General features: G+C 71.2%; 21 protein-coding genes and 2 rRNA genes. 2 read left to right on the forward strand and 21 right to left on the reverse strand.

The window, feature by feature from the left end; genetic code table 11:
• Positions 1 to 84 precede the first annotated feature (84 nt).
• From ACBJ32_RS18305 to proB, 4 genes are all read right to left on the reverse strand, one after another.
• Positions 85 to 1,860 (reverse strand): serine/threonine-protein kinase, encoded by a 1,776-nt coding sequence (locus tag ACBJ32_RS18305; RefSeq protein WP_375127735.1) that lies wholly within the window; start codon positions 1,858 to 1,860, stop codon positions 85 to 87.
• An 82-nt stretch (positions 1,861 to 1,942) separates the two neighbouring features.
• A complete protein-coding gene (locus ACBJ32_RS18310) occupies positions 1,943 to 2,119 on the reverse strand; it encodes a hypothetical protein (protein WP_375127736.1) in 177 nt (58 codons plus the stop codon).
• 50 nt (positions 2,120 to 2,169) lie between these two features.
• The gene (locus ACBJ32_RS18315) at positions 2,170 to 3,444 is read right to left on the reverse strand and encodes a glutamate-5-semialdehyde dehydrogenase (protein WP_375127737.1); all 1,275 of its coding nucleotides are present in this window, start codon (positions 3,442 to 3,444) and stop codon (positions 2,170 to 2,172) included.
• 24 nt (positions 3,445 to 3,468) lie between these two features.
• On the reverse strand, positions 3,469 to 4,587 hold the full coding sequence (gene proB / locus ACBJ32_RS18320) for a glutamate 5-kinase (protein ID WP_375127738.1): 1,119 nt from the start codon (positions 4,585 to 4,587) through the stop codon (positions 3,469 to 3,471).
• 97 nt (positions 4,588 to 4,684) lie between these two features.
• On the opposite strand from proB, the gene ACBJ32_RS18325 reads away from it, so the two are divergent.
• A complete protein-coding gene (locus ACBJ32_RS18325) occupies positions 4,685 to 5,449 on the forward strand; it encodes an SDR family oxidoreductase (protein WP_375127739.1) in 765 nt (254 codons plus the stop codon).
• 115 nt (positions 5,450 to 5,564) lie between these two features.
• Here ACBJ32_RS18325 and obgE read toward each other — a convergent pair whose 3' ends face one another.
• The 15 genes from obgE to ACBJ32_RS18400 all read right to left on the reverse strand — a co-directional run bounded on the left by obgE (position 5,565) and on the right by ACBJ32_RS18400 (position 24,565).
• Positions 5,565 to 6,917: a GTPase ObgE gene (gene obgE / locus ACBJ32_RS18330; protein WP_357867133.1), complete on the reverse strand. Its 1,353-nt coding sequence runs from the start codon at positions 6,915 to 6,917 to the stop codon at positions 5,565 to 5,567.
• Positions 6,918 to 7,067: 150 nt separating this feature from the next.
• Entirely contained in the window at positions 7,068 to 7,325 is a 258-nt protein-coding gene (gene rpmA, locus ACBJ32_RS18335; protein WP_012893687.1) for a 50S ribosomal protein L27, read from the reverse strand.
• A 15-nt stretch (positions 7,326 to 7,340) separates the two neighbouring features.
• Positions 7,341 to 7,643, reverse strand: coding sequence for a 50S ribosomal protein L21 (rplU, locus tag ACBJ32_RS18340; protein WP_357867130.1), 303 nt, complete (start codon positions 7,641 to 7,643; stop codon positions 7,341 to 7,343).
• Between the two features lie 217 nt (positions 7,644 to 7,860).
• Complete coding sequence (locus ACBJ32_RS18345) at positions 7,861 to 10,590, reverse strand: ribonuclease E/G (RefSeq protein WP_375127772.1); 2,730 nt, start codon at positions 10,588 to 10,590, stop codon at positions 7,861 to 7,863.
• An 894-nt stretch (positions 10,591 to 11,484) separates the two neighbouring features.
• Complete coding sequence (locus tag ACBJ32_RS18350) at positions 11,485 to 12,237, reverse strand: TIGR03936 family radical SAM-associated protein (protein WP_357867127.1); 753 nt, start codon at positions 12,235 to 12,237, stop codon at positions 11,485 to 11,487.
• Positions 12,238 to 12,390: 153 nt separating this feature from the next.
• Entirely contained in the window at positions 12,391 to 14,301 is a 1,911-nt protein-coding gene (locus ACBJ32_RS18355; RefSeq protein WP_357867123.1) for a TIGR03960 family B12-binding radical SAM protein, read from the reverse strand.
• A gap of 205 nt (positions 14,302 to 14,506) precedes the next feature.
• On the reverse strand, positions 14,507 to 15,670 hold the full coding sequence (rodA, locus tag ACBJ32_RS18360; protein ID WP_357867117.1) for a rod shape-determining protein RodA: 1,164 nt from the start codon (positions 15,668 to 15,670) through the stop codon (positions 14,507 to 14,509).
• 25 nt (positions 15,671 to 15,695) lie between these two features.
• A complete protein-coding gene (mrdA, locus tag ACBJ32_RS18365; protein WP_375127740.1) occupies positions 15,696 to 17,744 on the reverse strand; it encodes a penicillin-binding protein 2 in 2,049 nt (682 codons plus the stop codon).
• A complete protein-coding gene (gene mreD, locus ACBJ32_RS18370; protein ID WP_357867112.1) occupies positions 17,741 to 18,196 on the reverse strand; it encodes a rod shape-determining protein MreD in 456 nt (151 codons plus the stop codon). Before mreD ends, mrdA begins: the two co-directional genes overlap by 4 nt.
• A 226-nt stretch (positions 18,197 to 18,422) precedes the next feature.
• Positions 18,423 to 19,301 (reverse strand): rod shape-determining protein MreC, encoded by an 879-nt coding sequence (gene mreC / locus ACBJ32_RS18375; protein ID WP_375127741.1) that lies wholly within the window; start codon positions 19,299 to 19,301, stop codon positions 18,423 to 18,425.
• Entirely contained in the window at positions 19,301 to 20,332 is a 1,032-nt protein-coding gene (locus tag ACBJ32_RS18380) for a rod shape-determining protein (RefSeq protein WP_357867107.1), read from the reverse strand. The genes mreC and ACBJ32_RS18380 overlap by 1 nt, the downstream gene beginning before the upstream one ends.
• 393 nt (positions 20,333 to 20,725) lie before the next feature.
• On the reverse strand, positions 20,726 to 21,136 hold the full coding sequence (ndk, locus tag ACBJ32_RS18385) for a nucleoside-diphosphate kinase (protein ID WP_020546379.1): 411 nt from the start codon (positions 21,134 to 21,136) through the stop codon (positions 20,726 to 20,728).
• 155 nt (positions 21,137 to 21,291) lie between these two features.
• Complete coding sequence (locus ACBJ32_RS18390) at positions 21,292 to 22,923, reverse strand: hypothetical protein (protein WP_375127742.1); 1,632 nt, start codon at positions 22,921 to 22,923, stop codon at positions 21,292 to 21,294.
• An 11-nt stretch (positions 22,924 to 22,934) separates the two neighbouring features.
• Positions 22,935 to 23,279, reverse strand: coding sequence for a DUF4233 domain-containing protein (locus ACBJ32_RS18395; protein WP_375127743.1), 345 nt, complete (start codon positions 23,277 to 23,279; stop codon positions 22,935 to 22,937).
• Complete coding sequence (locus ACBJ32_RS18400) at positions 23,276 to 24,565, reverse strand: folylpolyglutamate synthase/dihydrofolate synthase family protein (RefSeq protein ID WP_357867098.1); 1,290 nt, start codon at positions 24,563 to 24,565, stop codon at positions 23,276 to 23,278. Before ACBJ32_RS18400 ends, ACBJ32_RS18395 begins: the two co-directional genes overlap by 4 nt.
• A 187-nt stretch (positions 24,566 to 24,752) precedes the next feature.
• Between ACBJ32_RS18400 and ACBJ32_RS18405 the strand changes: the two genes are divergently transcribed.
• Positions 24,753 to 25,571, forward strand: a complete 819-nt coding sequence (locus ACBJ32_RS18405; RefSeq protein ID WP_375127744.1) for a carbohydrate-binding protein — start codon at positions 24,753 to 24,755, stop codon at positions 25,569 to 25,571.
• 116 nt (positions 25,572 to 25,687) lie between these two features.
• On the opposite strand, the gene rrf is transcribed toward ACBJ32_RS18405, so the two are convergent.
• Positions 25,688 to 25,804: ribosomal RNA gene (rrf, locus tag ACBJ32_RS18410) — 5S ribosomal RNA — on the reverse strand.
• Between the two features lie 61 nt (positions 25,805 to 25,865).
• Positions 25,866 to 25,985 (reverse strand): 23S ribosomal RNA (locus ACBJ32_RS18415); the annotation flags it as partial.

Raw genomic sequence — 25,985 nt, forward strand, 5'->3', positions numbered from 1 at the left:
GTGAGACGGCGGCGGGCCGCCCAAGCCCGCCACAGCACGTAAACGGCTGCGGGCCCCCGGGCCCGCTGGGACCGCCCGGGCCCGTCACAGCAGGAGAGCGATCGCGCGTACGGCAGCCGCGCACAGGGCGACGAACCCGCCCAGCACGGCCAGTGCGCGCAGCCCTTCCCTGCGCAGGTCGGGCAGCCGGTGCCCGATCCGCTCGATCTCGCGCCCGGTGATGCCGCCGCACAACATCCCGAACACCACACCGGCCACCGTCACGGGCGCGGCCTGCTGCCACCAGTCGGAGTCGATCTGACCACCGCCGGTGGCCCACAGCGCCCCGCCCGACGCCACCGCGACAGGCACCCCCGGCCACACGACGGCGGTGACCGCCGCCCCGGTCAGCGCCATCGGGAAGAGCAGCACGCGCAGCGTCACCCGCGTGCGCCGGGAGCTGCGCTTCCTGACCATCCAGTGGCTCATCCAGAGCGTCCTGGTCAGCACCACGAAGGCGGTCGTGATCGCGATCGAGGCGATCGGCCAGATCACCGAGGCCACCACGCACGGCACGGCCAGCACCGCCAGCATCAGCAGCGCGCCGTTGCCCGCGGGCAGGGTGGTGGCCGACTCGGCCTTCGGCCTGGCGGTCGTCCTGCTCCTGACGGCCGCCGCCGTGCGCTGGCGTGAGGCGGTCATCTTGGGCCGCGGGCCGGTGGTCTTCCCGTCGACGCTCGTACGGGCCCGCGGCGCGGGCACCTTCCCCTCGGCCCGGCTGCGCGCCAGCGCCGCCGCGCCCTTCCCGTCGGGCACGGGCCTGCTCCCGGCCCGCCCGCTCCCATCGGAGGCGGACCTGCTCCCGCTGCGCCCGCTGCCGTCGGGCACGGGCCTGCTTCCGGTACGCCCGCGCGGCGGCGGCACCTTGCCCTCCGCGGGCACCGCGTTGGGCCTGCTGCGTGCCTTGGCCTCGCCCCGCGCGCCGGAGTCCTCGGCCGCACGGCTGCGCGCGGCCGTGCCCTTGGCGGTCTCCTCGGCCCCGTCGCCGGCACGCCCACCGGCCGCCGCCTGCTCGCTCTCGGCCGTGCTGGTGGCCCTGGCCAGCCTGGACAGCCGATCGGCCAGCAGCGCCGCCGTGGGCCGCTTGCCCGGCTCCCTGTTGAGCGCGGCGCGCACCAGCGGCAGCAGCTCCACGGGCACGCCCTTGAGGTCGGCCCGGCCGTTCAGCACCGCGTACATCTGCGCCTCGGCCGTGCCCCGCCCGAACGTGGGCCGCCCCGTCGCCGCGAACGCCACCGTGGCGGCCCAGGCGTGCACGTCGGCGGGCGAGTCGACCTGCTCGTCGGCGAAGATCTCGGGCGCCGTGTAACCCGGCGTGCCGAGGAACGTGCCGGTCATGGTCAGCCGGGTCGCGTCGAGCACCTGGGCGATGCCGAAGTCGATCAGCACCGGCCCGCGGTCGGCCATGATGATGTTGCCCGGCTTGACGTCGCGGTGCACGACCCCGGCCGCGTGGATGATCGCCAGCGCGGCGGCGATGCCCTGGGCCATGTCGACGAGCTGGGAAACCTCCAGAGCGCCGCTCTGGCGTACCTGGTCGAGCAGCGTGGCGCCCTCGATGTGCTCCATGACGAGGTACGGCCGCGCACAGTTCAGGTCGGCGTCGAGCACCTTGGCGACGTACGGGCTCTCGACCCTGCGCAGCGCGCGCACCTCGCGCTCCAGCCGGATGCGCGCGGTCTCGTCCTCGGTGAGGTCGCGCAGGACCTTGAGCGCGACTTGCTCGCCGCGGCGGGTGGTGGCGAGGTAAACCTCACCCATGCCGCCCCGGCCGAGCCGCTCGACCAGGGTGTACGGCCCGACCTTGCCGAGCTTGCTCACCGTCCCTCCCCGCCCGGCGCGCCCATAAGGGACACAACCCTAGCGCCGGTACGCGAGTTACCGTGTGAGGCACGCCGAAGGATTATCGGCGTGTGTGATCGGAGAGCATGCTGTCGAGCCCGGCCGTGGGCTCTTCCGACAGTTGCCTGCGGCCCTTCCTGCGCCAGTTGACGTGGCCGCGGCTCTCCAGCCAGAGCAGCAGCCGGTCGGCGCCGAACAGCACCGCGGCCGCGAAGACCAGGGCGACGACAATTTCCATGCCCCCCAGTCAAGCTGCGGCACCCCGCGCAGGTCAGGCCGACACGCCGGTCAACCGCACACCACCGTGCCTTCTGACGTGCGCAAATGCCCCTCTCCCGTATAGATCCACTTGGTGGAGGTGAGCTCGGGCAGCCCCATCGGGCCGCGCGCGTGCAGCTTCTGCGTGGAGATGCCGATCTCCGCCCCGAACCCGAACTCGCCGCCGTCGGTGAACCGCGTCGAGGCGTTGACCGCCACGGCCGCCGAGTCGACGAGCGCCACGAACCTGCGGGCGGCCTGCTGCGACCGGGTGACGATGGCGTCGGTGTGGCCGGAGCCGTAGCGCCGGATGTGCGCCACCGCCTCCTCCAGCGAGCCGACGACGGCGGCGGCGATGTCGAGCGAGAGGTACTCGGCGTAGAAGTCGTCGTCGGTGACGGGCACGACCTCGGCGCCGTAGCCGGCGATCCGCTCGTCGCCGTGCACGGTCACGCCCGCCTCGCGCAGCGCCGCCAGCGCCTTGGGCACGAACGCGTCGGCGACGCCGGCGTGCACCAGGAACGTCTCGGCGGCGTTGCACACCGACGGCCGCTGCGCCTTGGCGTTGACCAGGATCTGCACGGCCAGGTCGACGTCGGCCTCGGCGTCGACGTACACGTGGCAGTTGCCCACGCCGGTCTCGATCACCGGCACCGTGGACTCCTCGACCACCGAGTTGATCAGGGACGCGCCGCCGCGCGGGATCAGCACGTCGACCAGCCCGCGGGCCCGCATGAGCTCCTTGACCGAGTCGCGGGTCTGGCCCGGCACGAGCTGGACGGCGCCGGAGGGCACCTCGGTGGCCGCCAGCGCGTCCTGCATGATCCGCACCAGCGCGGTGTTGGAGGAGTAGGCACTGGACGAGCCGCGCAGCAGGACCGCGTTGCCGCTCTTGAGGCAGAGCGCGGCGGCGTCGACGGTGACGTTGGGGCGGCCCTCGTAGATGATGCCGATCACGCCGAGCGGCACCCTGAGCTGGCGCAGTTCCAGCCCGTTGGGCAGCGTGGAGCCGCGGACGACCTCGCCGACCGGGTCGGGCAGGTCGGCCACCTGGCGCACGGCCTCGGCGATGGCGCCGATCCGGGCCTCGTCGAGCCGCAGCCGGTCGATCATCGCCTCGGAGATGCCCTGGGCCCTGGCCCGCTCGACGTCCTCGGCGTTGGCCGTGACGATCTCGGCGGCGTGCGCGACCAGGGCGTCGGCGATCGTGCGCAGCGCCCGGTCCTTGGGCGCCCGCGGCAGCGGGGCCAGCTCGGCGGCGGCCTCTCGTGCCGCACGGGCGACCTTCAGGAACTCTTCGGACATCACGCGCTCCTTGCCGGGGCTTGTCTAGTTGTGGGCTTCCAGTATGACGATGTCGTCGCGGTGAATCAGCTCGCGTTCATATTCCGGACCGAGCGTGCTCGCCAGCTCCCTGGTGGAGCGGCCCAGCAGCCCCGGGATCTCGGTCGCGTCGAAGTTGACCAGGCCGCGGGCCACCACGAGCCCCTGAGGGCCACACAGGTCCACCGGATCGCCCGCCGCGAACTCACCCTCCACCGCCGTCACCCCGGCCGGCAGCAGCGACTTGCGGCGCCCCACGATGGCCTCCACGGCACCCGGGTCGAGGTGGAGGCGGCCACGCCCGGTGGTGGCGTGCGCGAGCCACAGCAGGCGCGTGCCGGGATGGCGGCCCCCCGGGTGGAAGTAGGTGCCGACGTCGGCCCCGGCGAGCGCCTGGGCCGCGTGAGCGGCCGCTGTGAGCACCACGGGCACGCCCGCCCCGGTGGCGATCCTGGCGGCCTGCACCTTGGTGATCATGCCGCCGGTGCCGACGGCCGCGCCGTTCTTGCCCAGCTCGACGCCGACGAGGTCTTCAGGCCCGCGGATCTCTGCCAGCCTGCGCGAGCCGCTGCGGCTGGGCGGTCCGTCGTAGAGCGCGTCCACGTCCGACAGCAGCACCAGCGCGTCGGCGTGGATCAGGTGGGCGACCAGCGCCGCGAGGCGGTCGTTGTCGCCGAAGCGGATCTCGTCGGTGGCCACCGTGTCGTTCTCGTTGACGATGGGCACGATGCCCAGCTCCAGCAGCCTGGCCAGGGTGCGCTGGGCGTTGGCGTGGTGCGCGCGCCGCATCATGTCGTCGGCGGTCAGCAACACCTGGCCCACGCGCAGCGAGTAGCGGGCGAAGGAGGAGGTGTAGCGGGCCACCAGCACGCCCTGGCCGACGGAGGCGGCGGCCTGCTGGGTGGCCAGGTCGCGCGGTCGCGCGCTCAGCCCGAGCGGGCCCAGGCCCGCCGCGATCGCCCCGGAGGAGACCAGGACGATCTGCGTCCCGGTGCGGCGCCTGGCCGCCAGCACGTCCACCAGGGCGTCGACCCGGTCCACGTCGATCATGCCCTGGGGGGTGGTGAGCGAGGAGGAGCCGACCTTGACGACGACCTTCGACGCTGAGCTGATCTGTTCCCGCACGTAAGGCAGCCTATCGGCTCGCCGCGGGGCCACCGCTACCGAATTGCCGCATTACCTGCATTGACTGCATTACTTCAACGAATGTAATTTTTCACGCATGGAAGCTCGTACCTATGTCGTCACCGGCGCCGCCTCCGGCATCGGCGCGGCCACCGCCGATCACCTCGCCTCGTCCGGAGCGAAGGTGATCCGCTGCGACGTACGCGACGCCGACGTGCTCGCCGACCTGACCACCCCGCAGGGCCGCGAGAACCTGGTGTCGGGCGTCATGTCGGCCTCCGGCGGCAGGGTCGACGGCCTCGTCGCCGTCGCCGGGCTCGCGCTCCCGTCCGAGCTGCCCGTGCGGCTCAACTTCTTCGGCACGATCGCCACCCTGGAGGGCCTGCGGCCGCTCCTTGCCGCGTCCGCGCAGCCCAGAGCGGTCGCGGTCTCCTCGCTGAGCGCCATCGTGGCGGCCGACGACGGCCTCGTGGAGTGCTGCCTGACCATGGACGAGGAGGCCGCCGCCGCGGCCGCCCGCACACTGGTCGAGTCCGGGCGCGGGCGCGCCGTCTACCCGTCGAGCAAGCTCGCGCTCAACCGGTGGCTGCGCCGCGCCGCCCTGTCCTGGGCCGAGTACGGCATCCCGCTCAACGCGGTGGCGCCGGGCGTGGTGGACACGCACACGGCTCGCGCGACGTTCCTGGACGACCCGCGGGCGCGCGCCCTCGTCGCCGCCGCCATGCCGCAGCCCCTGGGCTTCCCCGGCCCGGTGGACGCGATCGCGTCCCTGCTCGCCTGGACGGTCAGCGCCGCCAACTCGTTCATGACGGGCCAGATCCTGTACGCGGACGGCGGCGCGGAAGCAACCCTCCGCGCCTGAGCCCCCCACGCCCTACGCGCCTGAGCCCCCCACGCCCTGGCGGGTTGGCCGCCCGCGCCCTGGCGGGTTGGCCGCCCGCCTGGGACGCCGGCACCCTTCGCGCCCGGGACGCGTGCTACCCGAGGCGCATGTCGGTGCCGCGCGGCCCCTGCCGCACCGACTCGGCGTTCAGCGTGGGCTGCCAGTCGAAGACGTAACCGCCCTCCATGGGCCCGATGACCACCTCGGCGCCGGCCTTGGCGCCCGCCTTGGCCAGCTGCTCCTCGACGCCCAGCCGCTCCAGCCGGTCGGCGAGGTAGCCGACGGCCTCGTCGTTGCTGAAGTCGGTCTGCCTGATCCACCGCTCCGGCTTCTCGCCGGTGATCTGGAACAGGTTGTCGTTGACCCGCCGCACCTTGAACCCGGCGTCCCCGAGCTGCTTGGGCCGGATCACCAGCCGCGTGGGCTCCTCGATCGGCTTGTTGGCCCTGGCCGCCGCGACCCACTCGCCCATCGCGTACGTCAGCTCCCGCAGCCCGTCGTGCGTGGCGGCGGAGATCGTGAACACCTGCAGCCCCTTGGCCTCGAACTCGGGCCTGACCATCTCGGCCAGCTCCCGGGCGTCGGGCACGTCGGCCTTGTTCAGCACGATCATCCGCGGCCGGTCCTCGAGCTTCCCGTACGCCCGCAGCTCCGCCTCGATCACCTCGTAGTCCGTGATCGGGTCGCGCCCCGGCTCCATGGTGGCGCAGTCGATGACGTGCACGAGCATGTCGCACCGCTCGACGTGCCGCAGGAACTCGTGCCCGAGCCCCTTGCCCTGCGACGCCCCCGGGATCAGGCCGGGCACGTCGGCGACGGTGAACACGTTCTCCCCCGCGGTCACCACACCCAGGTTGGGGATCAGGGTGGTGAACGGGTAGTCGGCGATCTTCGGCTTGGCCGCGCTCAGGGCGGCGATCAGCGAGCTCTTGCCCGCGCTCGGGAAGCCGACCAGCGCCACGTCCGCGACGCTCTTCAGCTCCAGGAGCACGTCGAGGCCGTCGCCCGGCTCGCCGAGCAGCGCGAAGCCGGGCGCCTTGCGCTTGGTGGTGGCCAGCGCGGCGTTGCCGAGCCCGCCGTGCCCGCCCTCGGCGATCACGTACCGCGTACCGGCGCCCACGAGATCGACCAGCACCTCGCCGGTGGCGGCGTCCTTCACCACGGTCCCGTTCGGCACGGGCAGGATCACGTCCTCCCCGTTGGCGCCGTCACGGTTGGAGCCCTGACCCTGCTTGCCGTTCTCCGCCTTGCGGTGCGGGCGGCGGTGGTAGTCGAGCAGGGTGGCGGTGTTGGGATCGACCTCGAGGATGACGTCGCCGCCCCGCCCGCCGTTGCCGCCGTCGGGGCCGCCGAGCGGCTTGAACTTCTCCCGGTGGATGGAGGCGCACCCGTTCCCCCCGTCACCGGCCCTGATGTGAAGGACCACCTGGTCCACGAAGTCCGGCATCCCCGTATTCCTCCATCACCCCCGCCAGGGGGCATCTCGTTCCAGCACCGAGGCCGCGAAGCCCGGAAAACGCCAAAGGGTGGATCGACACCCGATCGAGTCGATCCACCCCTGAAGCAACAAACCCGAAGGTCGAACGAGCAGGAAACCCTACTCGGCGACGGGAACGATGCTCACGGCCCGACGGCCGCGCTTGACACCGAACTGCACGTGACCCGCGGCCAGCGCGAACAGCGTGTCATCGCCACCACGGCCGACGTTGTCGCCGGGGTGGAAGTGGGTGCCACGCTGACGGACGATGATCTCGCCCGCGTTGACCAGCTGGCCACCGAAGCGCTTGACGCCCAGACGCTGGGCGTTGGAGTCACGACCGTTCCGGGTGGACGACGCGCCCTTCTTGTGTGCCATCTCTCAAACTCCCGTTCAGGCCTGCTCGATACCGGTGATCTTCACCTGGGTGTACCGCTGGCGGTGACCCTGGCGCTTCTTGTAACCGGTCTTGTTCTTGTACTTGAGGATGCGGATCTTCGGGCCCTTGGTCTCGCCGAGAATCTCGGCGCTGACCATGAACTTGCCCGCCTCGGTGGTCACATCGCCGTCGTTGACGACGAGCACCGTCGGCAGCGAAACCGAAGAGCCGACCTCGCCGGCGACCTTGTCCACCTCGAGGACGTCACCGACGGAGACCTTCTGCTGCCTGCCGCCGCAACGAACGATCGCGTACACCGCGGAACCCTTCTACTGACTCACTGTTGTCTCGAACATCGGCCGCCTCACGGAGAGGCGGCCGCCGAATGCTGCGCCTGTCATTCGGTCTGTCTCAAACCGACGAACCGAGTAAGCGCGCCAACAGGGCACGTCACCTGACGCACCGATTCACCAGGGTACCGGATGACCGGGCCCCTAGGCGAACCGGACGGATCGTCGGAAGTCTGTCGAGCAGCTACTCGGCAGACTTGGCTCGGCGGGAGCGTCGCCGCCCTCTGCCGGAAGTCTGGTTTGCCTGGTCGTCCTCGGCCGGGACGTCATCAAGCGCACCGGTCACGGTATCACGGCTGGAGGAGTCCTTGGCCGCGGAAACCTTGTCCGAGACCGCCTTCTCGACCGCCATCTTGCTCTGCGTGCCGCGCGGCTCCGGCTTGGACTCCACCGGCTCGGTGGAGACCACCAGGCCGCGCCCGTTGCAGCACTCGCACGGCGTCGAGAACGCCTCCAGCAGGCCCTGACCGACCCGCTTACGCGTCATCTGGACCAGCCCCAGCGAGGTGACCTCGGCCACCTGGTGCTTCGTCCTGTCGCGCGCCAGGCACTCCAGCAGCCGCCGCAGCACCAGGTCGCGGTTCGACTCCAGCACCATGTCGATGAAGTCGATCACGATGATGCCGCCGATGTCGCGCAGCCGGAGCTGGCGGACGATCTCCTCGGCCGCCTCCAGGTTGTTCCTGGTGACGGTCTCCTCCAGGTTGCCGCCCTGGCCGGTGAACTTGCCGGTGTTGACGTCCACGACGGTCATCGCCTCGGTACGGTCGATCACCAGCGAGCCGCCGCTCGGCAGCCACACCTTGCGGTCCAGCGCCTTGGCGAGCTGCTCGTCGATCCGGTACGACTCGAACACGTCGCCCTGCTCGCCGTCCCACTTCGACAGGCGCTCGGCCAGGTGCGGAGCGACGTACTCGACGTAGTCGTCCACCGTGTCCCACGCCTCGTCGCCCTGGACGACCAGGTTCGTGAAGTCCTCGTTGAAGACGTCACGCACGACCCTGATGGTCAGGTCGGGCTCGGCGGACAGCAGCTCGGGCGGGCTGGCCGACTTGGCCTTCTTCTGGATGCTCTCCCACTGCGCCGACAGCCGGGCCACGTCGCGGGCCAGCTCCTCCTCGGAGGCGCCCTCGGCCGCCGTGCGCACGATCACACCGGCGTTCTCCGGCATGACCTTCTTCAGGATGCTCTTGAGCCGCGTGCGCTCTTTGTCGGGCAGCTTGCGGCTGATGCCGGTCATCGACCCGTCCGGCACGTACACGAGGTAACGCCCGGGGAGGCTGATCTGCGACGTGAGGCGGGCGCCCTTGTGCCCGATCGGGTCCTTCGTGACCTGCACGAGCACCGACTGGCCCGACTTCAGCGCCGACTCGATCCGCTTGGGCTGGCCCTCCATCCCGGCGGTGTCGAAGTTCACCTCACCGGCGTACAGGACCGCGTTCCTGCCCTTGCCGATGTCCACGAACGCCGCCTCCATCGAGGGCAGCACGTTCTGCACCTTGCCGAGGTAGACGTTGCCGACGTACGACTGACTGGCCTCACGGTTGACGTAGTGCTCGACGAGCACGCCGTCCTCCAGGACCGCGATCTGCGTACGGTCGCCCTGGCGGCGCACCACCATCATCCGGTCCACCGCCTCGCGGCGGGCCAGGAACTCCGACTCGGTGATGATCGGCGGGCGCCGGCGGCCGAGCTCGCGCCCCTCACGGCGGCGCTGCTTCTTGGCCTCCAGCCGGGTGGAGCCGCGCACGCTCTGCACGCCGTCGGTGGCGGTGTCGAGCGTCGCCGTACGGCCGGAGCGCGGCGCGCGGATGCGCACCACGGTGTTCGGCGGGTCGTCGCCGGCCGGCTCGGCGACCTCCTCGCTGCCCCGGCGGCGGCGACGGCGGCGACGCCGCGACGTGGAGGACTCCTCTTCCTGGGCCTCCTCCGCCTGCTCCTCGTCGCCTTCCTCCTCGGACTCCTCGCCGTCCTCGGCATCGTCACGCTCGCGCGCCTTGCCGCGGCCCCTGCCGCCCCTGCGGCGGCGACGGCGGCGGCCGCCGCCCTCTTCCTCCTCCTGCTCGTCGGAGGTGTCGAGGTCGGTCTCCTCGTCCTCGGCCACGGTCTCGTCGACCGGCTCCTCGGCCTCCTCGGGCTCGGGAGCGGGCTGCGGCTCGACCTTCCGCTGCACGACCGGCTTGGCACGGCTGGGGTCGGGCGCCTGGAACAGCGGCGCGAAGATGGCCGCCGGCCGCTGGAACGCGGCGCCGCCCGCCTCGACGTCCCTGCGCGCGGTCAGCCCGAAGGGGTCGGCGAGCAGGCTCGGCCGCACGTTCTCCTCGTCGAGGTCCTCACCCGCGGGCTCGTCGTCGAGCGGCTCGTCCTCGGGCAGGATCTCCAGGATGTCCTCGTCCGCCTCGTCGTCCTCGGCAGCCTCACCGGCATCAACAGCCGCGGTGCCCTCGGCAGCCGCAGCGCGGCCCTTACCGGCACGGCCCCTACCGGCTCCGGCCGCCGCACGGCCCGTACCGGCCGCAGCCGCTTCGACGCCCGCGCCCTCGCCACCGGCCACGTCGGCGCGGCCCTCACCGGCGCCCGCCGCCGCAGCGGCCTCACCGGCCGACAGCGCGGCGCCCCCGGCCTCGCCTGCGGGCACCGCAGCACTCTCGGCCGCGCCCGCCGCAGCCTCCGCCTTACCGGCCTTCGCCGTCGTGGCCTTGCGCGTACGGCGCCGCGCCGTCCCGGTCGCCCCCTCAGGAGCGACGGCGGCCTCCGCGGCCGCACGGTCGGCACCGGCAGGGACGTCCTCAGCCGCGCCCACCTGGCCAACGGCACCCGTGACCGCCGCCTCGCCGCCGAACGGCGCCGCGCCCTCACCACCACCGGAGGGCGCGACCACTTCGGCCCCCTCGGCGGCACCGGCCTCGGCCACCCCGGCCCGCGCGGCGGAGTCCTCCACGGACCGCGCCTCGCCACCGGACACCGCCACGCCGGAAACCGGCGCGCCGGACACCTCGGCGACAGGCGCCGCGGCCTCTTCCGCCTCGGCCTTCTTACGCGTCCTGCGCCGCTTCACAGGCGCCTCCGCGGCGGCCTCAGCGACGGCCTCAGCGGCCTCGCCGGGCGCTCCGGCCTCACCCTCCGGCACCGCGGGCGCGGCTTCCTGCTCGGCCTCAGCGGCCTTCTTCGTCGTACGTCGCCGCGTCGTCGTCGCGGTCGACCGTGTCCTGGTGGCCCTCTTCGGCTTCTCGGCCACGGCGTCGGCGACGGCCTCGGCCGCCGCGTCCTCCACCGGGCTCGTCCCCTCGGCAGCCGCACCGGCGCTCCCCGCCGCCGTACCGGCAACGGCACCAGCGGCCTGCGCGGTCGCCGCACCGGCATCAGCGGCCGGCACGGTCGCCGTACCGGCATCGGCCGTGCGCTCGGTCGCCGCGAGCAGCTCAGGCGCCGGCTCACCGGCGGCCCGCTGGGCGGCGTTGCGCTGCACCGCCTGCACCTCGGCCACGGACGGCGCGGCCTGCGCGGCGGCAACAGTGACCGGAGCGGAGGCCGGCTCCTCGGGCAGCTCCGGCGGAGGACCCGCGGGGCGGCTGGCGGAGCGGCGACGACTGGTCACCTCGGGCTGTTCAATTGTCTCCCCGTCGGGGCCAGTGGCCCCGGCGTTGGGCTCGTTGTCGAGCATGCGGGCGTTCTCCCGTCAGCTCCCGGGCGCGTCGCCGCGCCGCGCAGGAGCCCTCGTGTCTCGTTGTCCGCCGGCGCTCCCGTGAAGAGCGCGCCGGCGCCAAGTCCTGTCAGCGGTCGTGTCCGGCTCATGCCGGGCACGTCCTTAACCGGCGACGTGCTCACCCACCGCTCCCGCCTCGCCGCCGCGCGTGGTGTCGCGGTCCAGGTCGAGCGGGTCGGCAAGTGCACCGGTGCTCGCGTCGAGCGGCCCCTGCGCCAGCCTGGTCACCTCGGGGGGAACCGGCGGCGCGAAGTCGGCCACAAGGCGCAGCCCTGTGAGCACATCGTCGGGTCGAACGGCAGGCGTCATGTGCCGAACAACCATGCGCAGTATGACACACGGCTCTCCATGCACCTGAGCTGCGATTCTGTCTGTTCCCTCGAACACCGTGAGCCCCAGGACGGCCTGCCGCGCGTCAAAGCGGCGGGGACCCTTCTTGGTCAGGCGCTCGACTTCCACCGTGCCTGCCGCGAGGAACTTCTCCACCGCCACCTCGGCGGGCTCGCGATCGGCACCCGGCAGCCGCACCTCCCAGTCGGAGACCTCCAAGCGGTCGGCCAGCCCACCCTGCCCCGCCTCCACGACGTCGAGCACATCGAGCCCAGAGGGCAACGACTCGTCCAGGCTCTGTCTGACCTGGGCGGGGTCGCACGGCGTGGTAACACCGATCTCGAGGTATTCGGCTTCGCTGGCGACACCGGTCGGTGCCGCGCCCGCGTAGGAGATCTTCGGGTGGGGCGAGAAGCCCGCGCTGTAGGCCACCGGAATGCCGGCACGGCGGACCGCCCTCTCGACGGCCCGCGAGATGTCGCGATGGCTGGTGAAGCGCAGGCGGCCGCGCTTGGCGTAACGCACACGCAGGCGCTGCACCGTGGGCGCGGGCGGAGGCCCTTCGGGAACAGGTTTCAGAGCTTGTCGTCCTTCCCTTGTAAGAGTTCCTTCGTCTCAGGATAAGCCGCTGCGGCGGATGAACGTGTACGCCGTGACACGGCTCGCCCACTGAGCGCGCTAGACCACCGTCAGAGGAAGGAGTTTTCGCCCCGTGGGGCCGATCTGGATCTCGGTGCCCATCGTCGGGCAGACACCGCAGTCGTAGCACGGAGTCCAGCGGCAGTCTTCGACCTCACCGCCGGAGACGGCCTCCTGCCAGTCCTGCCACAGCCATTCGCGGTCGAGCCCGGCGTCGAGGTGGTCCCACGGCAGGACCTCGTTCTCCTCCCGCTCGCGCGTGGTGTACCAGTCGACGTCGACGCCCGCCTTCTCGGCGGCGGCCATCCAGCGCTCGTAGGAGAAGTGCTCGCTCCACCCGTCGAACCGGCCGCCGTCCTCCCAGACGGCCCTGATCACGGCGCCGACCCTGCGGTCACCCCGCGACAGCAGCCCTTCCACGATGGACGGCTTGCCGTCGTGGTAGCGGAAACCGATGGCGCGGCCGTAGTTCTTGTCGCTCCTGAGCGCGTCGCGCAGCGCCTTGAGCCGCCTGTCGACGGTCTCGTGGTCGGCCTGGCCCGCCCACTGGAACGGAGTGTGCGGCTTGGGCACGAAGCCGCCGATGGAGACCGTGCAGCGGATGTCGCGGCTGCCGGTCGCCTCGCGGCCCGCCTTGATGACCTTCTTGGCCAGATCGGCGATGCCGAGCACGTCTTCGTCCTGCTCGGTGGGCAGCCCGCACATGAAGTAGAGCTTGACCTGGCGCCACCCCTGCGAATAGGCCGTGGTGACGGTGCGGATCAGGTCTTCCTCGGTGACCATCTTGTTGATCACCTTGCGCATGCGCTCCGAGCCGCCCTCGGGCGCGAACGTCAGGCCCGAGCGCCTGCCGTTCCTGGAGAACTCGTTGGCCAGGTCGATGTTGAACGCGTCGACCCGGGTCGAGGGCAGCGACAGCGAGGTGTTGGTGCCCTCGTAGCGGTCGGCCAGGCCCTTGGCGACCTCGCCGATCTCGGAGTGGTCGGCGGACGACAGCGACAGCAGGCCGACCTCGTTGAAGCCGGACTCCTTGATGCCGTTCTCGACCATCGCGCCGATCGTGGTGATGGAGCGCTCGCGCACCGGGCGCGTGATCATGCCGGCCTGGCAGAAGCGGCAGCCGCGCGTGCAGCCGCGGAAGATCTCCACGCTGAACCGCTCGTGCACCGTCTCGGCCAGCGGCACCAGCGGTTTCTTCGGATAGGGCCACTCGTCGAGGTCCATCACGGTGTGCTTGTGCACCCGCCACGGCACGTCGGCCCGGTTGGGCGCGACCCGCTTGATGCGGCCGTCGGCGTGGTACTCGACGTCGTAGAACTTCGGCACGTAGACCCCGCCGGACTCGGCGAGCCGCATCAGCAGCTCGTCACGCCCGCCGGGGCTGCCCTCGGCCTTCCACTCGCGGATGACCTCGGAGATGGCGATGGAGATCTGCTCCCCGTCGCCGAGCACGGCCGCGTCGAGGAAGTCGGCGATGGGCTCGGGGTTGAAGGCCGCGTGGCCGCCGGCGAGCACGATCGGGTCGTCCTCGCCGCGGTCGGCGGCCAGCAGCGGGATGCCGGCCAGGTCGAGCGCGGTCAGCAGGTTGGTGTAGCCGAGCTCGGTCGAGAACGACACGCCGAGCACGTCGAAGGCGCGCACCGGCCGGTGCGCGTCCACGGTGAACTGCGGGACGCCTTCGGCCCGCATGAGCTCCTCGAGATCCGGCCAGACCGCGTAGGTGCGCTCGGCCAGCGTGCCCGGGAGCTCGTTGAGAATCTCGTAGAGGATGGCCACGCCCTGGTTGGGCAGCCCGACCTCGTAGGCGTCCGGGTACATCAGCGCCCACCGCACGTCCGCCGCGTCCCAGTCCTTGACGGTCGAGTTGAGCTCACCCCCGACATACTGGATGGGCTTCTGCACCTTGGGCAGCAGCGCTTCCAGGCGGTGGAAAATCGACTCGACAGGCATACCGTCAAGGGTAGCGGCGCTCGGACGGTGGCGGGTCCGGGGATGTCGATGTCGTCTCCACCGAGCACCGGGATGTGGTGCCCTTCGTAGCGGGTCAGCTCGACGGCGATGACCCCGCTGTCCAGATCGTGCACGGCGGCGACGTTGTTCGCGGGCAACAGGAAGCGTTCGCCGCACTCGTCGCAACAAGCCAGGAACATTACCCCTAGTTGAACGACTGTCTTCGCACCCTGATGGCCTGGAGAAGCCCGACCGCGATGAGATTGGCGAACGTGGCGGTGCCGCCATACGACACGAAGGGCAGCGGCAGCCCGGTGATCGGCATGATCCCGATCGTCATGCCCACGTTGATGAACGTCTGGAACGCGAACCAGCACACGATCGTGCCCGCGACCAGCGTCCCGAACCGGTCCTCGCACTGCCTGGCGATCTTCAGCCCGCGCAGCAGCACCACCCCGAGCAGCAGCACCACGGTGACCGACCCGAGGAACCCGAACTCCTCCCCCGCCACGGTGAAGATGAAGTCGGTGTGCTGCTCCGGCACGAACCGCCCGGTCGTCTGCCCGCCGCCGAGCAGCCCCTTCCCCAGGAGCTGCCCCGAGCCGATCGCGATCATCGACTGCGTGCTGTTGTAGCCCACCCCGCGCGGGTCCACGCTCGGGTCGACGAACGCCGTGAACCGCGCCACCTGGTACGGCTCCAGCATCTGGAAGTAGAACACCGAGAACATCCCGCCGGCCGCGACCAGCGTCAGCGCCCCGATCCACCGCTTGCGCATGCCCGCGATGATCAGCCCGGCGGCAGTGATCACCGCCAGCACCATCGCCGTGCCCAGGTCCGGCTGGAGCATCACCAGCCCCATCGTGATCGACGCGCACAGCAGCACCAGCGCCACGTCGAGCCCGCGGGGCCGATCGGTGCCCTCGGCCGGCTGGGCCAGCAACATCGCGATGATGAGCAGCAGCCCGACCTTGGCGAACTCCGACGGCTGCACCGCGAACCCCCCGCCGAGCAGGATCCACGAGTGCGAGCCGTTGATCGTCGCCCCCAGCGGCGTGATCACCAGCCCCAGCCCGACCAGCGACAGCAGGAACACCAGCGGCGCGTACGCCCGCATCGCCCGATGGTCCACCATGGCCACGATCCCGCACAGCACCACGCCGATGGTCTCGTTGAGCAGGTGCTTCTTCACCAGCCCTGTCGAGCCCGGCGCCCAGGTCCTGGTGGACGACCACACCAGCAGCGTGCCGATCACGCACAAGCCGGCCACCGCCACCAGCATCAGCCCGTCCAGCCGGCGCACGGTGGAGTTCTCGGCGGTGATCCGCCGCAGCAACGAGGGCCGCCGCACGACCGCTGTCCGCGCCATCACCTCCGCCCTCCCGTACGCCTGCTCATCCCCGGATCACCGTTCCGTCCGGGGCGAAGCGCGGCAGCCGCGTGGTCAGCCGCCCGCCGTTGGGCACGGCGGGCTTGCGCTTGATGCCGTAGATCCCCTCATAGATCTCCCGTACGGCCGGCGCGGCCGTCTGCGCGCCCATCCCGCCCTGGGAGACCATCGCGACCACCACGTACTGCGGGTTCTTCGTGGGCGCGAACGACGCGAACCACGAGGTGTCCTGCTTCCCCCAGACCTCGGCGGTCCCCGTCTTGCCGCCCACCCGCACCTTGTTCATCGGGAACCCGGCGAAGGCCCCCGCCGCCGTGCCGTCGGCGGCCACCTGGCTCAGCGCGTTCTTGATGTAGAGCCGTTCCTTCTCGCTGAGCGGCAGCTTGCCGACCACCGGCACGGGGATGGTCCTGACCACCTTGCCGTCGGGCCGCACCTGCGCCCACCCGATGCGCGGGCTGCGCACCTTGCCGTCGCTCACCAGCGCCGCATACGCCCTGGCCAGCTGCATCGGCGTGACCAGCACGTCGCCCTGCCCGATGGAGAAGTTGGCCGAGTCGCCCGGCCGCAGCAGGAAGCCCTCGGTGCAGTTCTCCAGCGCCAGCCGCTTCAGGAACTCGGCCCGCGCCTTGTCCTTCTCCTCCGGATACCCCTTGCGCGACCGCTCGCAGTTGACCGCGCTGGTCTGGTTCCACAGCTCCTTCTTCCAGGTCCGGTCGGGGATGCGCCCCCCTGACTCGCCCGGCAGGTCCACGCCGGTCGGGCTGCCGAAGCCGAACGCCCGCGCCGTGTTGGCGAACACCTCCTTGGGCTTGCGCTTCGGAAAGCGCCCGCCGTCCTTGAGATACTGCTCGTACGCCGCCCGGTAGAAGATCGTGTCGCACGACTTGACCAGCGCCGTGTGCAGGGAGAGCGTGCCCAGCGCGATGCCGCGGAAGTTGTTGAAGGCCCGGCCGCCCACCGCGTACGAACCCGGGCACGAATAGTGGCCGTTGAGCGGATATCCGGCGCGCAGCATCGCCGCCACCGACGAGACCTTGAACGTCGAACCGGGCGCGAACTGCCCGTTGATCGCCCGCGACACGAGCGGTTTGCCGGACTTCTCCGACAGCAGCCACTGGTAGCCCCGCGCCGAGATCCCGCCCGCCCAGATCTCTGGGTCGTACCCGGGCGCGCTGGCCAGCGCCACGACCCGCCCCGTACGCGCGTCGAGCACCACCGCGGCCCCGCCGTCGGCCGACGGCGCCGACTTCATCGCCTTGTCGAGCGCCTTCTCTGTCACCGCCTGCACGCGGGAGTCGATGCTGGTCACGAGGTGGTCGCCGGGGATGGGGGTGATCTGCTCCTCGACGCCGAGCGCCTTGCCCATCCGGTCGACCTGCACCCTGCGCAGCCCGGCCTTGCCCCGCAGCGCGTCGTCGTAGACGTATTCGAGCCCGTCGCGCCCCGCCAGGTCCACCCCCGAGAAGCTGGCCTTGAGCCCTTCCCGCTTCTCCAGCTCGGCCTCGGTGACCGGCTGCAGGTAGCCGAGCATCTGCGCCCCGGCCCTGCCTCCGGGGTACTGCCTGACGGAGTGGATCTCCGCCGTCACCCCGGGGAACTCCTCCTGCCGCTCCAGGATCTGCAGCGCCTCGCGCGTGTCGACCTTCTCGTCCAGCGGCACCGGCTGGTACGGCGACCCCGTCCAGCACGGCTTGCCCACGCCCGGGCCGCACGGCGTGATGCGCTGCTGCAGGTCCGACACCGGCCGCCCGAGCACCTCGGAGAGCTTGCGCAGCACCTTGACGCCGCCGTCCTTCATCCTCGACAGGCGGGTCCTGTCCACGGAGACGACCAGGGCGGTCTTGTTGCGCACCAGCGGCCGGCCCGAGGAGTCGAGTATCTGCCCGCGCACGGCCGGCACGATCACCGCGCGTGTCCTGGTCTCCGTGGCCCGCGTCACGAACTCCTGCCCGCGCACCACCTGCACCTGCCACAGCCGCACGGCCAGCACGACGAGCAGCGTCAGCACCAGCACGTGCAACGTCAGCAGCCGGGCCCGCATCCTGGTCATGTCGCGAATCTCTTCCTGGTGGTCAGCCAGATCACGATCGGCGAGACCAGCAGCGTGTAGACGATCGTGACCGGCACCTGCTCGGTCAGCGTGGACATCGTCACCCGGGGATCGGAGATCAGCCCACCCACGGCCGCCGCCAGCAGCGGCGCCATCAGCACGCACAGCACGACGGTCGTCACGGGCCCGCCCGCGCCCCGCCCGGCGACGTAGCCGACCAGCGCGAGCACGAACGCGTACTGGCCCATGAGATGAGCGGTCGGCGGCATGACGTCGACCAGCAGCCCGGCGAAGAACCCGAGCACCGCCCCCGGCGCGGGCCCTCTGACCAGCGCGGCCCCGATGACGACCAGCAGCACCAGATCGGGCGCTCCGCCGGCGGGCAGCGGCACCCGGTTGACGAGTATCACCTGCGCCAGCAACGCCAGCACCACGGAAACACCCCCGATCACCGCGCCCCCTCCCCGCTCGCCGGCCCCACGCCGGCCCCGCCGATCACCACGACCACCCCGCGCCCGGCGACCCCGCGGTCACCCCTCACCGGAAGCACCGCCCGGCAGCCGCCCCCACACCGACGCCCTCCCCTCACTGCCAGCACCACCCGGCAGCCACCTCCCCGCCGACGCCCTCCCCTCACCGCGAGCGCCACCCGGCAGCCGCCCTCGCCCCCACGTCCCCTCACCGCGAGCCCTCCTTGGAGGGCAGCACCGCGTCACGCGGGTCCCGCTTCGGCGCCTCCACCACCACACCGACCACGTCGAGTGCCGTCAGATCCGCGTACGGCCGGGCGTAGGCGATACGCGTCAGCTCCCCTGGCGTGGACTCCACCCGTTCGATGACCCCGATCGGCACCCCCGGCACGTACGGCCGCCCGTGCTGGGAGCCGAAGCTCACGATCCGCCCGCCCCTGCTCATCGCCGCGGTGGAGTCGAGCAGCCGGAACTGCACGAGCCGCCCGTGCTCCCCCACCCCGTGCACGACGCCGATCTCCTTGCCGCCTTCCAGCCGCGCCCCCGCGGCCGAGGCGGGATCGCTGAGCAGCACCACCGTCGAGGTGCGGGCGGAGGCGTGCAAGACCCGCCCGACCAGCCCGTCGCCGTTGAGCACGGTCATCTCCGGCCGCACCCCGTCGTTGGTGCCGATGTCGATCTGCACCGCGTCCTCGAACCCCGGCTGCCCCCGCCTGGCGATCACGTTGCCGGGGACCACCTTGTATCCGCCGGCCCCGGCAAGCCCGACCAGCCGCTCCAGTTCCTTGGAGCGGTCGGCGTCGAGCTTGCCTGCCAGCAGCCCCGCCCGCAGCTTCGCGTTCTCCGCCTTGAGCGCCTCGATGCGCTCCCTGGCGGCTGGGGCGGTCAGGATCGCGTGCACGAACGTGCTGACGGGGCGCATCACCCCGCCGCCGAACTGCTCCGCCGTGCCGAACAGGTAGGACCCGGCCGCGCGCAACGGGCGCAGCGGTGAGCTCTCGCCGGTGCGGTGGTCGATGGTCAGGATGACCAGCGCCGCCGCCAGCAGCACTCCCAGGATCAGCCGAGCACGGCGTGAGTCTCTCATCAGTGTCGCGACTCCGGCACCAGGACCTGCTGGAGGGCCTCGAACTCCTCGGCGCACTTGCCGGACCCGATGGCCACCGAGTCGAGGGCGTTGTCGACCAGGTGGACGGGCATGCCCGTCTCGGCCTTGACCCGCTCGTCGAGCCCCTTGAGCAGGGCTCCACCGCCGGTGAGCGCGATGCCGCGGTCCATGATGTCGCCGGACAGCTCGGGCGGGCACTTGTCGAGCGTGGTCTTGACCGCGTCGACGATCGCGTTGACCGGCTCCTCGGTGGCCTTCCTGATCTCCTCGCTGGACACGATGATCGTCTTGGGCAGCCCGCTGACCAGGTCGCGCCCGCGGACCTCCGCGTGCGCCTCCTCGCCGAACGGACAGGCCGAGCCGATGGCTATCTTGATCTCCTCGGCGGTGCGCTCGCCCAGCATCAGCGAGAACTCCTTCTTGGCGAACGCGATCACCGCCTGGTCGAGCTCGTCGCCGCCGATCCTGATCGACTGGCTCGTGACCACGCCGCCCATCGAGATGATGGCCACCTCGGTGGTGCCGCCGCCGATGTCGACGACCATGTTGCCCGTCGGCTCGTGCACCGGCAGCCCGGCCCCGATGGCGGCGGCCATCGGCTCCTCGACGATGTAGACCTTTCTGGCCCCCGCCTGGTAACCGGCCTCTTTCACCGCCCGCTGCTCAACGCTGGTGATGCCGCTGGGCACGGCGATGATGATGCGCGGCTTAGCGAGATGTCGCCGTCGATGCACCCTTTGGATGAAATATCGCAACATCCGCTCAGTGACGTCGAAATCCGCGATCACACCGTCCTTGAGCGGACGGACCGCGATGATGTTGCCAGGCGTGCGGCCGATCATTCGTTTGGCCTCGATGCCGACCGCAACGATCTTGCCGGTCGCCGTGTTTATCGCGACGACTGATGGCTCATTGAGCACGATGCCACGGCCACGCACATAGACCAGCGTGTTGGCGGTGCCCAGGTCGACCGCCATGTCACGGCCGAGGAACGCGAGCTTGCTGCCCATGGGGAACGGAGCCCTCCGTAACGTCGTTCGCGAATGACTACGGATCGAATTCGAATCGTAACGTGACGTACCCACCGATGCGCGCAATGAGCCATCGCGCCCCTCAAAAATCTCCAGCCCCTACCTCAACCGCAATTTTGCCCGGATTGCACCACAACATCCGCTGAGGCTCTGGAACGATCCAACAACCAACCGCGAGAAACCATACGGTAAGCAGCCGACAAAAACCTGCCGCGCCGCCCCTCCACAATATTCCCGTCCCCTTCCGCACCCCGAGCGACCGGGCACACGGGCACGGGCTCCATCCCCACCCCTGAGCATCCGGGACAAAACAAACGCGCGCCCCCGCGGCCGAAGCCGCAGAGACGCGCGCAGAAAAGAACCGGAAACAGCCTAGAACCGGTCCGGGAAGAAGATCTTGATCTCGCGAGCCGCCGACTCGGGCGAGTCGGAGCCGTGCACCACGTTCTCACCGATCTCGAGGGCGTGGTCACCGCGGATCGTCCCCGGAGCCGACTTGACCGGGTCGGTGGCGCCGGCCAGGGCGCGGAAGGCCTCGACGGCACGCGGCCCCTCCAGCACCATGGCGACGAGCGGCCCCGAGGTGATGAACTCGACGAGCTCGCCGAAGAACGGCCGCTCGGAGTGCTCGGCGTAGTGCGCCTTGGCGGTGTCGGCGTCGAGGGTGCGCAGGTCCATCGCCACGACCTTGAGGCCCTTGCGCTCCACACGGGCGATCACGTCACCGATGAGGCCGCGCTTAACCCCGTCGGGCTTGATCAGGACAAGAGTGCGCTCGGACACTTGGAGTTCTCCTTCGAACAGAGTGGGGTCGCGACTGCAGGCATCCGGCCTGGCCGCGAAGACGCGTCGCGGGGCACGCGCCCACGCGTCGCCGTAGCAGGGCCCTCAGCTTACCGTCCCCGGCCGCGCCCTCGTTTTCCCCAGCACGACCAAGCCTAGGAAGACGCGCCGCGACCCTCGGGAGAATGCCCCTGAGGAGGCACGGCAGGCTCCACCCGCCCCTCGGACGCGGCCCCCGCCTTGTCGAAGGCGCCCCGGGCCGCCACGGGCAGCACCACGCGGGGGATCGCGCCGGTGGGCCCCTCCTCCTCGTCGTCGTCCCCGCCCGGCGCCGGCACGAGCAGCACATCCGCGGGCGCAGCAGGGGGAATGCCGGCACAGGGAGGTTCCACCGGCGGCACGGGCTCCGCCAAAGCGGCCCCCGTCCCGGAACGCCGGGCCATCACGGCCGCCAGCACGATGATCGCCACCACGAGGAACCCGCCGATCAACGCCCACCAGTGCAACGCCCCCACGAAGCTGTCGACCAGCTCCTGCGCCGACCGCACCCCGTCCAGCATGGTCATCTGCACCCCCGTGCCGAGCAGGAACCCCGCCAGCACGCCCGCGCAGCCCAGCGACAGCCCGAACACCGCCGCCCCCACGCCCACCTCCTGCGACGCCGCCGTCAGCGCCACCGCCGCACCCACCGCGAGCAGGCTGAACGGCACCGTCAGCACCATCCCGTCGGCCGACGGCACCACGAGCCGCACCGAGCAGAGCCCGACCACCATGGCCAGCAGCCCCAGGGGCGCCAGCCAGCGCCCCGCACCCCGCGCGAGCAGCCGCACCGCCACCGAGGCGACGACCGCGAGCACCCCGGCCACGGTGTACGGCACCCAGAGGCCGCGCAGCCCGGGCCCGCCGAGACCGCCCATCTCCACCAGCGTGACCTGCGCCGCGCTGGGCAGCAGCACCACACCGACCGCCACCATCGGGTACGCCGACGCGCGGCCGCGCGCGTCCCCGATCGAGGCCAGCGCCAGCAGCCCCAGGACCGCCACCGCCGCCAGCAGGATCACCGGCAGGGCCCGCCAGCCCTCGCTCGCCGTGCTGATCGCCACGACCGCGATGGCCGCGGCGGGCACGGCCGCCAGCAGCAGCCGCCCGCGCTCATGCAGATCGGGGGCGGGCGTCTCGGGCCGCCCGAGCAGCATCCACGCGACCAGGTGAACCGCGGCAAGGCCGAGCGCGACACCCGTCACCATCGGGTACGGCTGCAGCGTGACCCGCCAGCTGCTCACCTCGTCCAGCGGCCACAGCGCGAACGCCTCCGCCGCGAGCAGGCTGAGGCCGAACACACCCACCCACAGGCCCCGCAACACCGGCAGGCGGCTCCACACGGCCGCCAGCGTGGTGGTGAGCACGAGCCCGGCGCCGGCGCCGCGCAGCACGCGCACCACGCCGACGACGAACTCCGAGTCCGCGTACCCGCCCGCCGCGTCGGACAGCGCCACCAGCGCCAGCCCGCCCAGCAGCAGGTGGGCGACGGGCACGCGGCGCAGCGCCACACCCGCCAGCGGAACGGCCAGTATCAGGGCGGGCAGCGCGAGCCCGTGCGTGCGCATGAGCCCGGCGTGGTCGAGGCCGGGCGGCAGCAGCCTGGCGACGACGGACAGCGTGTTGGGGATCGCGACGACCGCCAGCGGCAGCGACGCCACGACGAGGAGCCCGAGCAACGTGTCGAGCAGCCAGGGATGTCTGAGGCGCGCCTGATGCGGCGGCCGCGTGCTTGGGGGGACGGCCATAGAGGCCGACTTTAGCGGGAAGTAGCGCCCTCGACACGGCGAGCGACGATAATCACCGTGATCCACAGCGCCGTGAAGATCGCGCCGAGGAAGAACATGGTCGCCACGAGGAAGCCCGTGCAGATCGCCAGCACCTGGACGACGCTGCCGAGCACGTACCCGAAAGGCCGCTTGAGCAGGCCCGCCGCGACCACGCACAGCACCGCCAGACCGATGCCGACCGTCACGGCGAGCGCCGGCTCGACGCCCCCCACGCTGATCGCCACGGGCGTGATCAGCCCGGCCACGATCGCCTCCATGCCGAGCACGCTCGCACCGAGCCTGCGCATGCCGGGTGTGACCTCGAAGTTCATCATGTGCCGTCCGCCTTGAGCAGCAACCGCGCGTCGCCCGCCGTCACGACGGAACCGGTGATGAGCACGCCCGTGCCGCTGAACTCGCCCTCGGCATCGGCGATGCCGATCGCCCTGTCGATGGCGTCGTCGAGCCGCTCGACGACGTGGACGCGCTCCTCGCCGAACAGCGGCACGGCCAGAGCCGCCAGCTCCTCGGCGGACATCGACCTGGGCGAGGAGTTGCGGGTCACGACGATCTCGTCGAGGATCGGCTCCAGCAGCTCGAGCAGCCCCGCCACGTCCTTGTCGTGCATGACCCCGACCACGCCGATCACCTTGGCGAAGTCGAAAGCCTCGTGCAGCCCCTCCAGCGACGCCTGCATGCCGCCCGGGTTGTGCGCGGCGTCGATCACCACCGTCGGGGTGCGCCGCACGACCTCCATCCGCCCCGGCGACGACGCCTGCGCGAACGCGGCACGTACGAGCTCCACGTCGAGCGGATCGTCACCGCCGGTCAGCGCCTCGACGGCGGCCAGCGCGCAGACGGCGTTGCTCGCCTGGTGAGCGCCGTACAGCGGCAGGTAGATCTCGTCGTAGACGCCCTTGAGCCCGCGCAGCGTGAGCAGTTGCCCGCCGATCGCCACCTCCCGGCTCAGCACGCCGAACTCCAGCCCCTCGCGCGCCACGACCGCTCCGACGTCGGCCACGCGCCGCATCAGCACCTCGGCGGCGGCCAGCTCCTGCTGGGCGAGGATGGCGGTCGCGCCGGCCTTGATGATGCCCGCCTTCTCGCCGGCGATGCTCGGGATGTCGGGACCGAGCCGGTCGGTGTGATCGAGCGAGATGGGCGTGATCACGGACACGGTGCCGTCGGCGACGTTCGTCGCGTCCCACGACCCGCCCATGCCCGTCTCGACGACGGCGACGTCGACCGGCGTGTCGGCGAACGCCGCGAACGCCATGGCCGTCAGCAGCTCGAAGAACTGGATGCGCCGCCCCTGCGTGTCGGCCAGCTCGACGTACGGGATGACCTCCTCGTAGACCTGGGAGAACCGCTCCTCGCTCAGCGGCTCCCCGTCAACGGTGATCCGCTCGCGCATCGACACCAGGTGCGGGCTGGTGAACCGCCCCACCCGCAGGTTGCGCTCCCTGAGCAGCACCTCGGTCAGCCGCGCCGTGCTCGTCTTTCCGTTGGTGCCGGCGATGTGTATGACCGGGTACGACCGCTGCGGCGAGCCGAGCAGGTCAAGAAGGGCCGCGATCCGATCGAGCGTCGGCTCGAAATCCCACTCGACGCCACGATCCATGATCGCGCGTTCTACCGCACGATAATCCACCCTTCAACCCTACTGACCGCCGGCAGCGGTCCGTACGCGGGGCGAACATATTGCCGCGCATATAGAAAACTGGAGGGTACTCACCCGGACGGCCAGGGTGCCACCTTGGGAAACAGCCTGCCCCACCCCCCGGCGGGCCGCTCTTGAGGAGGCGATCGTGGACGGCGAGCACACTCGCGCGGAAAAGCAAGGCGGCATCAGCAGGAAGACGCTGTTCAAAGCGGCACTCATAGCGGCACCGGTCCCCTTGCTCGTCGGACAGGTGCCGGCCCTCGCCCGGCAGACGGCCCAGAGTGGCGGGCCGCTCACCCCCACCCCGTACTGCGAAGACGGCGACGACCCCACCATCCCCCAGATGGAGGGCCCGTACTTCAAGCCGAACTCCCCCCAGCGCACGATCCTGCCCGGCGCCGGCACGCCGCTCACCGTCAGCGGGTACGTGTTCGGCCTCGCGTGCCAGCCCCTGGCCAACGTGCTGCTGGACTTCTGGCAGGCCGACAACGCCGGCGCGTACGACAACATCACGTACAACTTCCGCGGCCACCAGTACACCAACGCCCAGGGCGCCTTCAAGCTCACCACGATCGTGCCCGGCCTCTACCCGGGCCGCACGAGGCACATCCACGTCAAGGCCCAGGCCCCCGGACGGCCGATCCTGACGACGCAGCTCTACTTCCCCGGTGAGCCCCGCAACAACACCGACACCATCTTCGACCCCCGCCTCCTGATGAACGTCCGGACGGTGGGGACGGGAAGGGAGGCCACGTTCGACTTCGTGCTCAACGTCCCGGGCGTACCGCCCACGGACCCACCGACGAGTCCGCCTCCGGGCGGCGGCACCTGGCAGGTTGGGGTGACCTACCAGGCGGGTGACCGGGTCACCTATGGCGGCGCGGCCTACCGGTGCCTGCAGGGGCACCAGGCCCAGGCGGGCTGGGAACCACCCAGCGTGCCCGCACTGTGGCAACGCGCCTGACCCACACGGTCCCCGAACGCAAGAAGAGGGCCGCTCCGGCTGCTGGAAGTGGCCCTCGTCACACCAAAAAGAAAGGGCCCCGACGCTCGGCGTCGGGGCCCTCCCACATAAAGATTGTCCGGCGGTGACCTACTCTCCCACACCCTCCCGAGTGCAGTACCATCGGCGCAGGGAAGCTTAACTTCCGGGTTCGGAATGTAACCGGGTGTTTCCTTCCCGCCATAACCGCCGTAACCCTGCGAAACAGCCGTTTGCTGTCTCAGAATTGCCTAGTGGACGCGAGCAAGATGCTTTGTGGTCAAGTCCTCGGCCTATTAGTACCGGTCAGCTCCACACGTTACCGTGCTTCCACCTCCGGCCTATCAACCCGGTCGTCTACCGGGAGCCTTACCCACTCTCGTGGTGGGAGACCTC

Source organism: Nonomuraea sp. GTA35 (genome assembly GCF_041950525.1).
Taxonomy (GTDB): domain Bacteria; phylum Actinomycetota; class Actinomycetes; order Streptosporangiales; family Streptosporangiaceae; genus Nonomuraea.

Coding starts and splice junctions, on each gene's coding strand:
- mrdA (WP_375127740.1), bottom strand. CDS start 17,744: ATGACCAGGATGCGGGCCCGGCTGCTGACGTTGCACGTGCTGGTGCTG.
- ACBJ32_RS18310 (WP_375127736.1), bottom strand. CDS start 2,119: ATGGAAATTGTCGTCGCCCTGGTCTTCGCGGCCGCGGTGCTGTTCGGC.
- mreC (WP_375127741.1), bottom strand. CDS start 19,301: ATGAGAGACTCACGCCGTGCTCGGCTGATCCTGGGAGTGCTGCTGGCG.
- rpmA (WP_012893687.1), bottom strand. CDS start 7,325: ATGGCACACAAGAAGGGCGCGTCGTCCACCCGGAACGGTCGTGACTCC.
- rodA (WP_357867117.1), bottom strand. CDS start 15,670: ATGGCGCGGACAGCGGTCGTGCGGCGGCCCTCGTTGCTGCGGCGGATC.
- ACBJ32_RS18380 (WP_357867107.1), bottom strand. CDS start 20,332: ATGGGCAGCAAGCTCGCGTTCCTCGGCCGTGACATGGCGGTCGACCTG.
- obgE (WP_357867133.1), bottom strand. CDS start 6,917: ATGCCGGACTTCGTGGACCAGGTGGTCCTTCACATCAGGGCCGGTGAC.
- ACBJ32_RS18390 (WP_375127742.1), bottom strand. CDS start 22,923: ATGGCCGTCCCCCCAAGCACGCGGCCGCCGCATCAGGCGCGCCTCAGA.
- ACBJ32_RS18400 (WP_357867098.1), bottom strand. CDS start 24,565: ATGGATCGTGGCGTCGAGTGGGATTTCGAGCCGACGCTCGATCGGATC.
- ACBJ32_RS18395 (WP_375127743.1), bottom strand. CDS start 23,279: ATGATGAACTTCGAGGTCACACCCGGCATGCGCAGGCTCGGTGCGAGC.
- ACBJ32_RS18355 (WP_357867123.1), bottom strand. CDS start 14,301: ATGCCTGTCGAGTCGATTTTCCACCGCCTGGAAGCGCTGCTGCCCAAG.
- ACBJ32_RS18315 (WP_375127737.1), bottom strand. CDS start 3,444: ATGTCCGAAGAGTTCCTGAAGGTCGCCCGTGCGGCACGAGAGGCCGCC.
- ACBJ32_RS18325 (WP_375127739.1), top strand. CDS start 4,685: ATGGAAGCTCGTACCTATGTCGTCACCGGCGCCGCCTCCGGCATCGGC.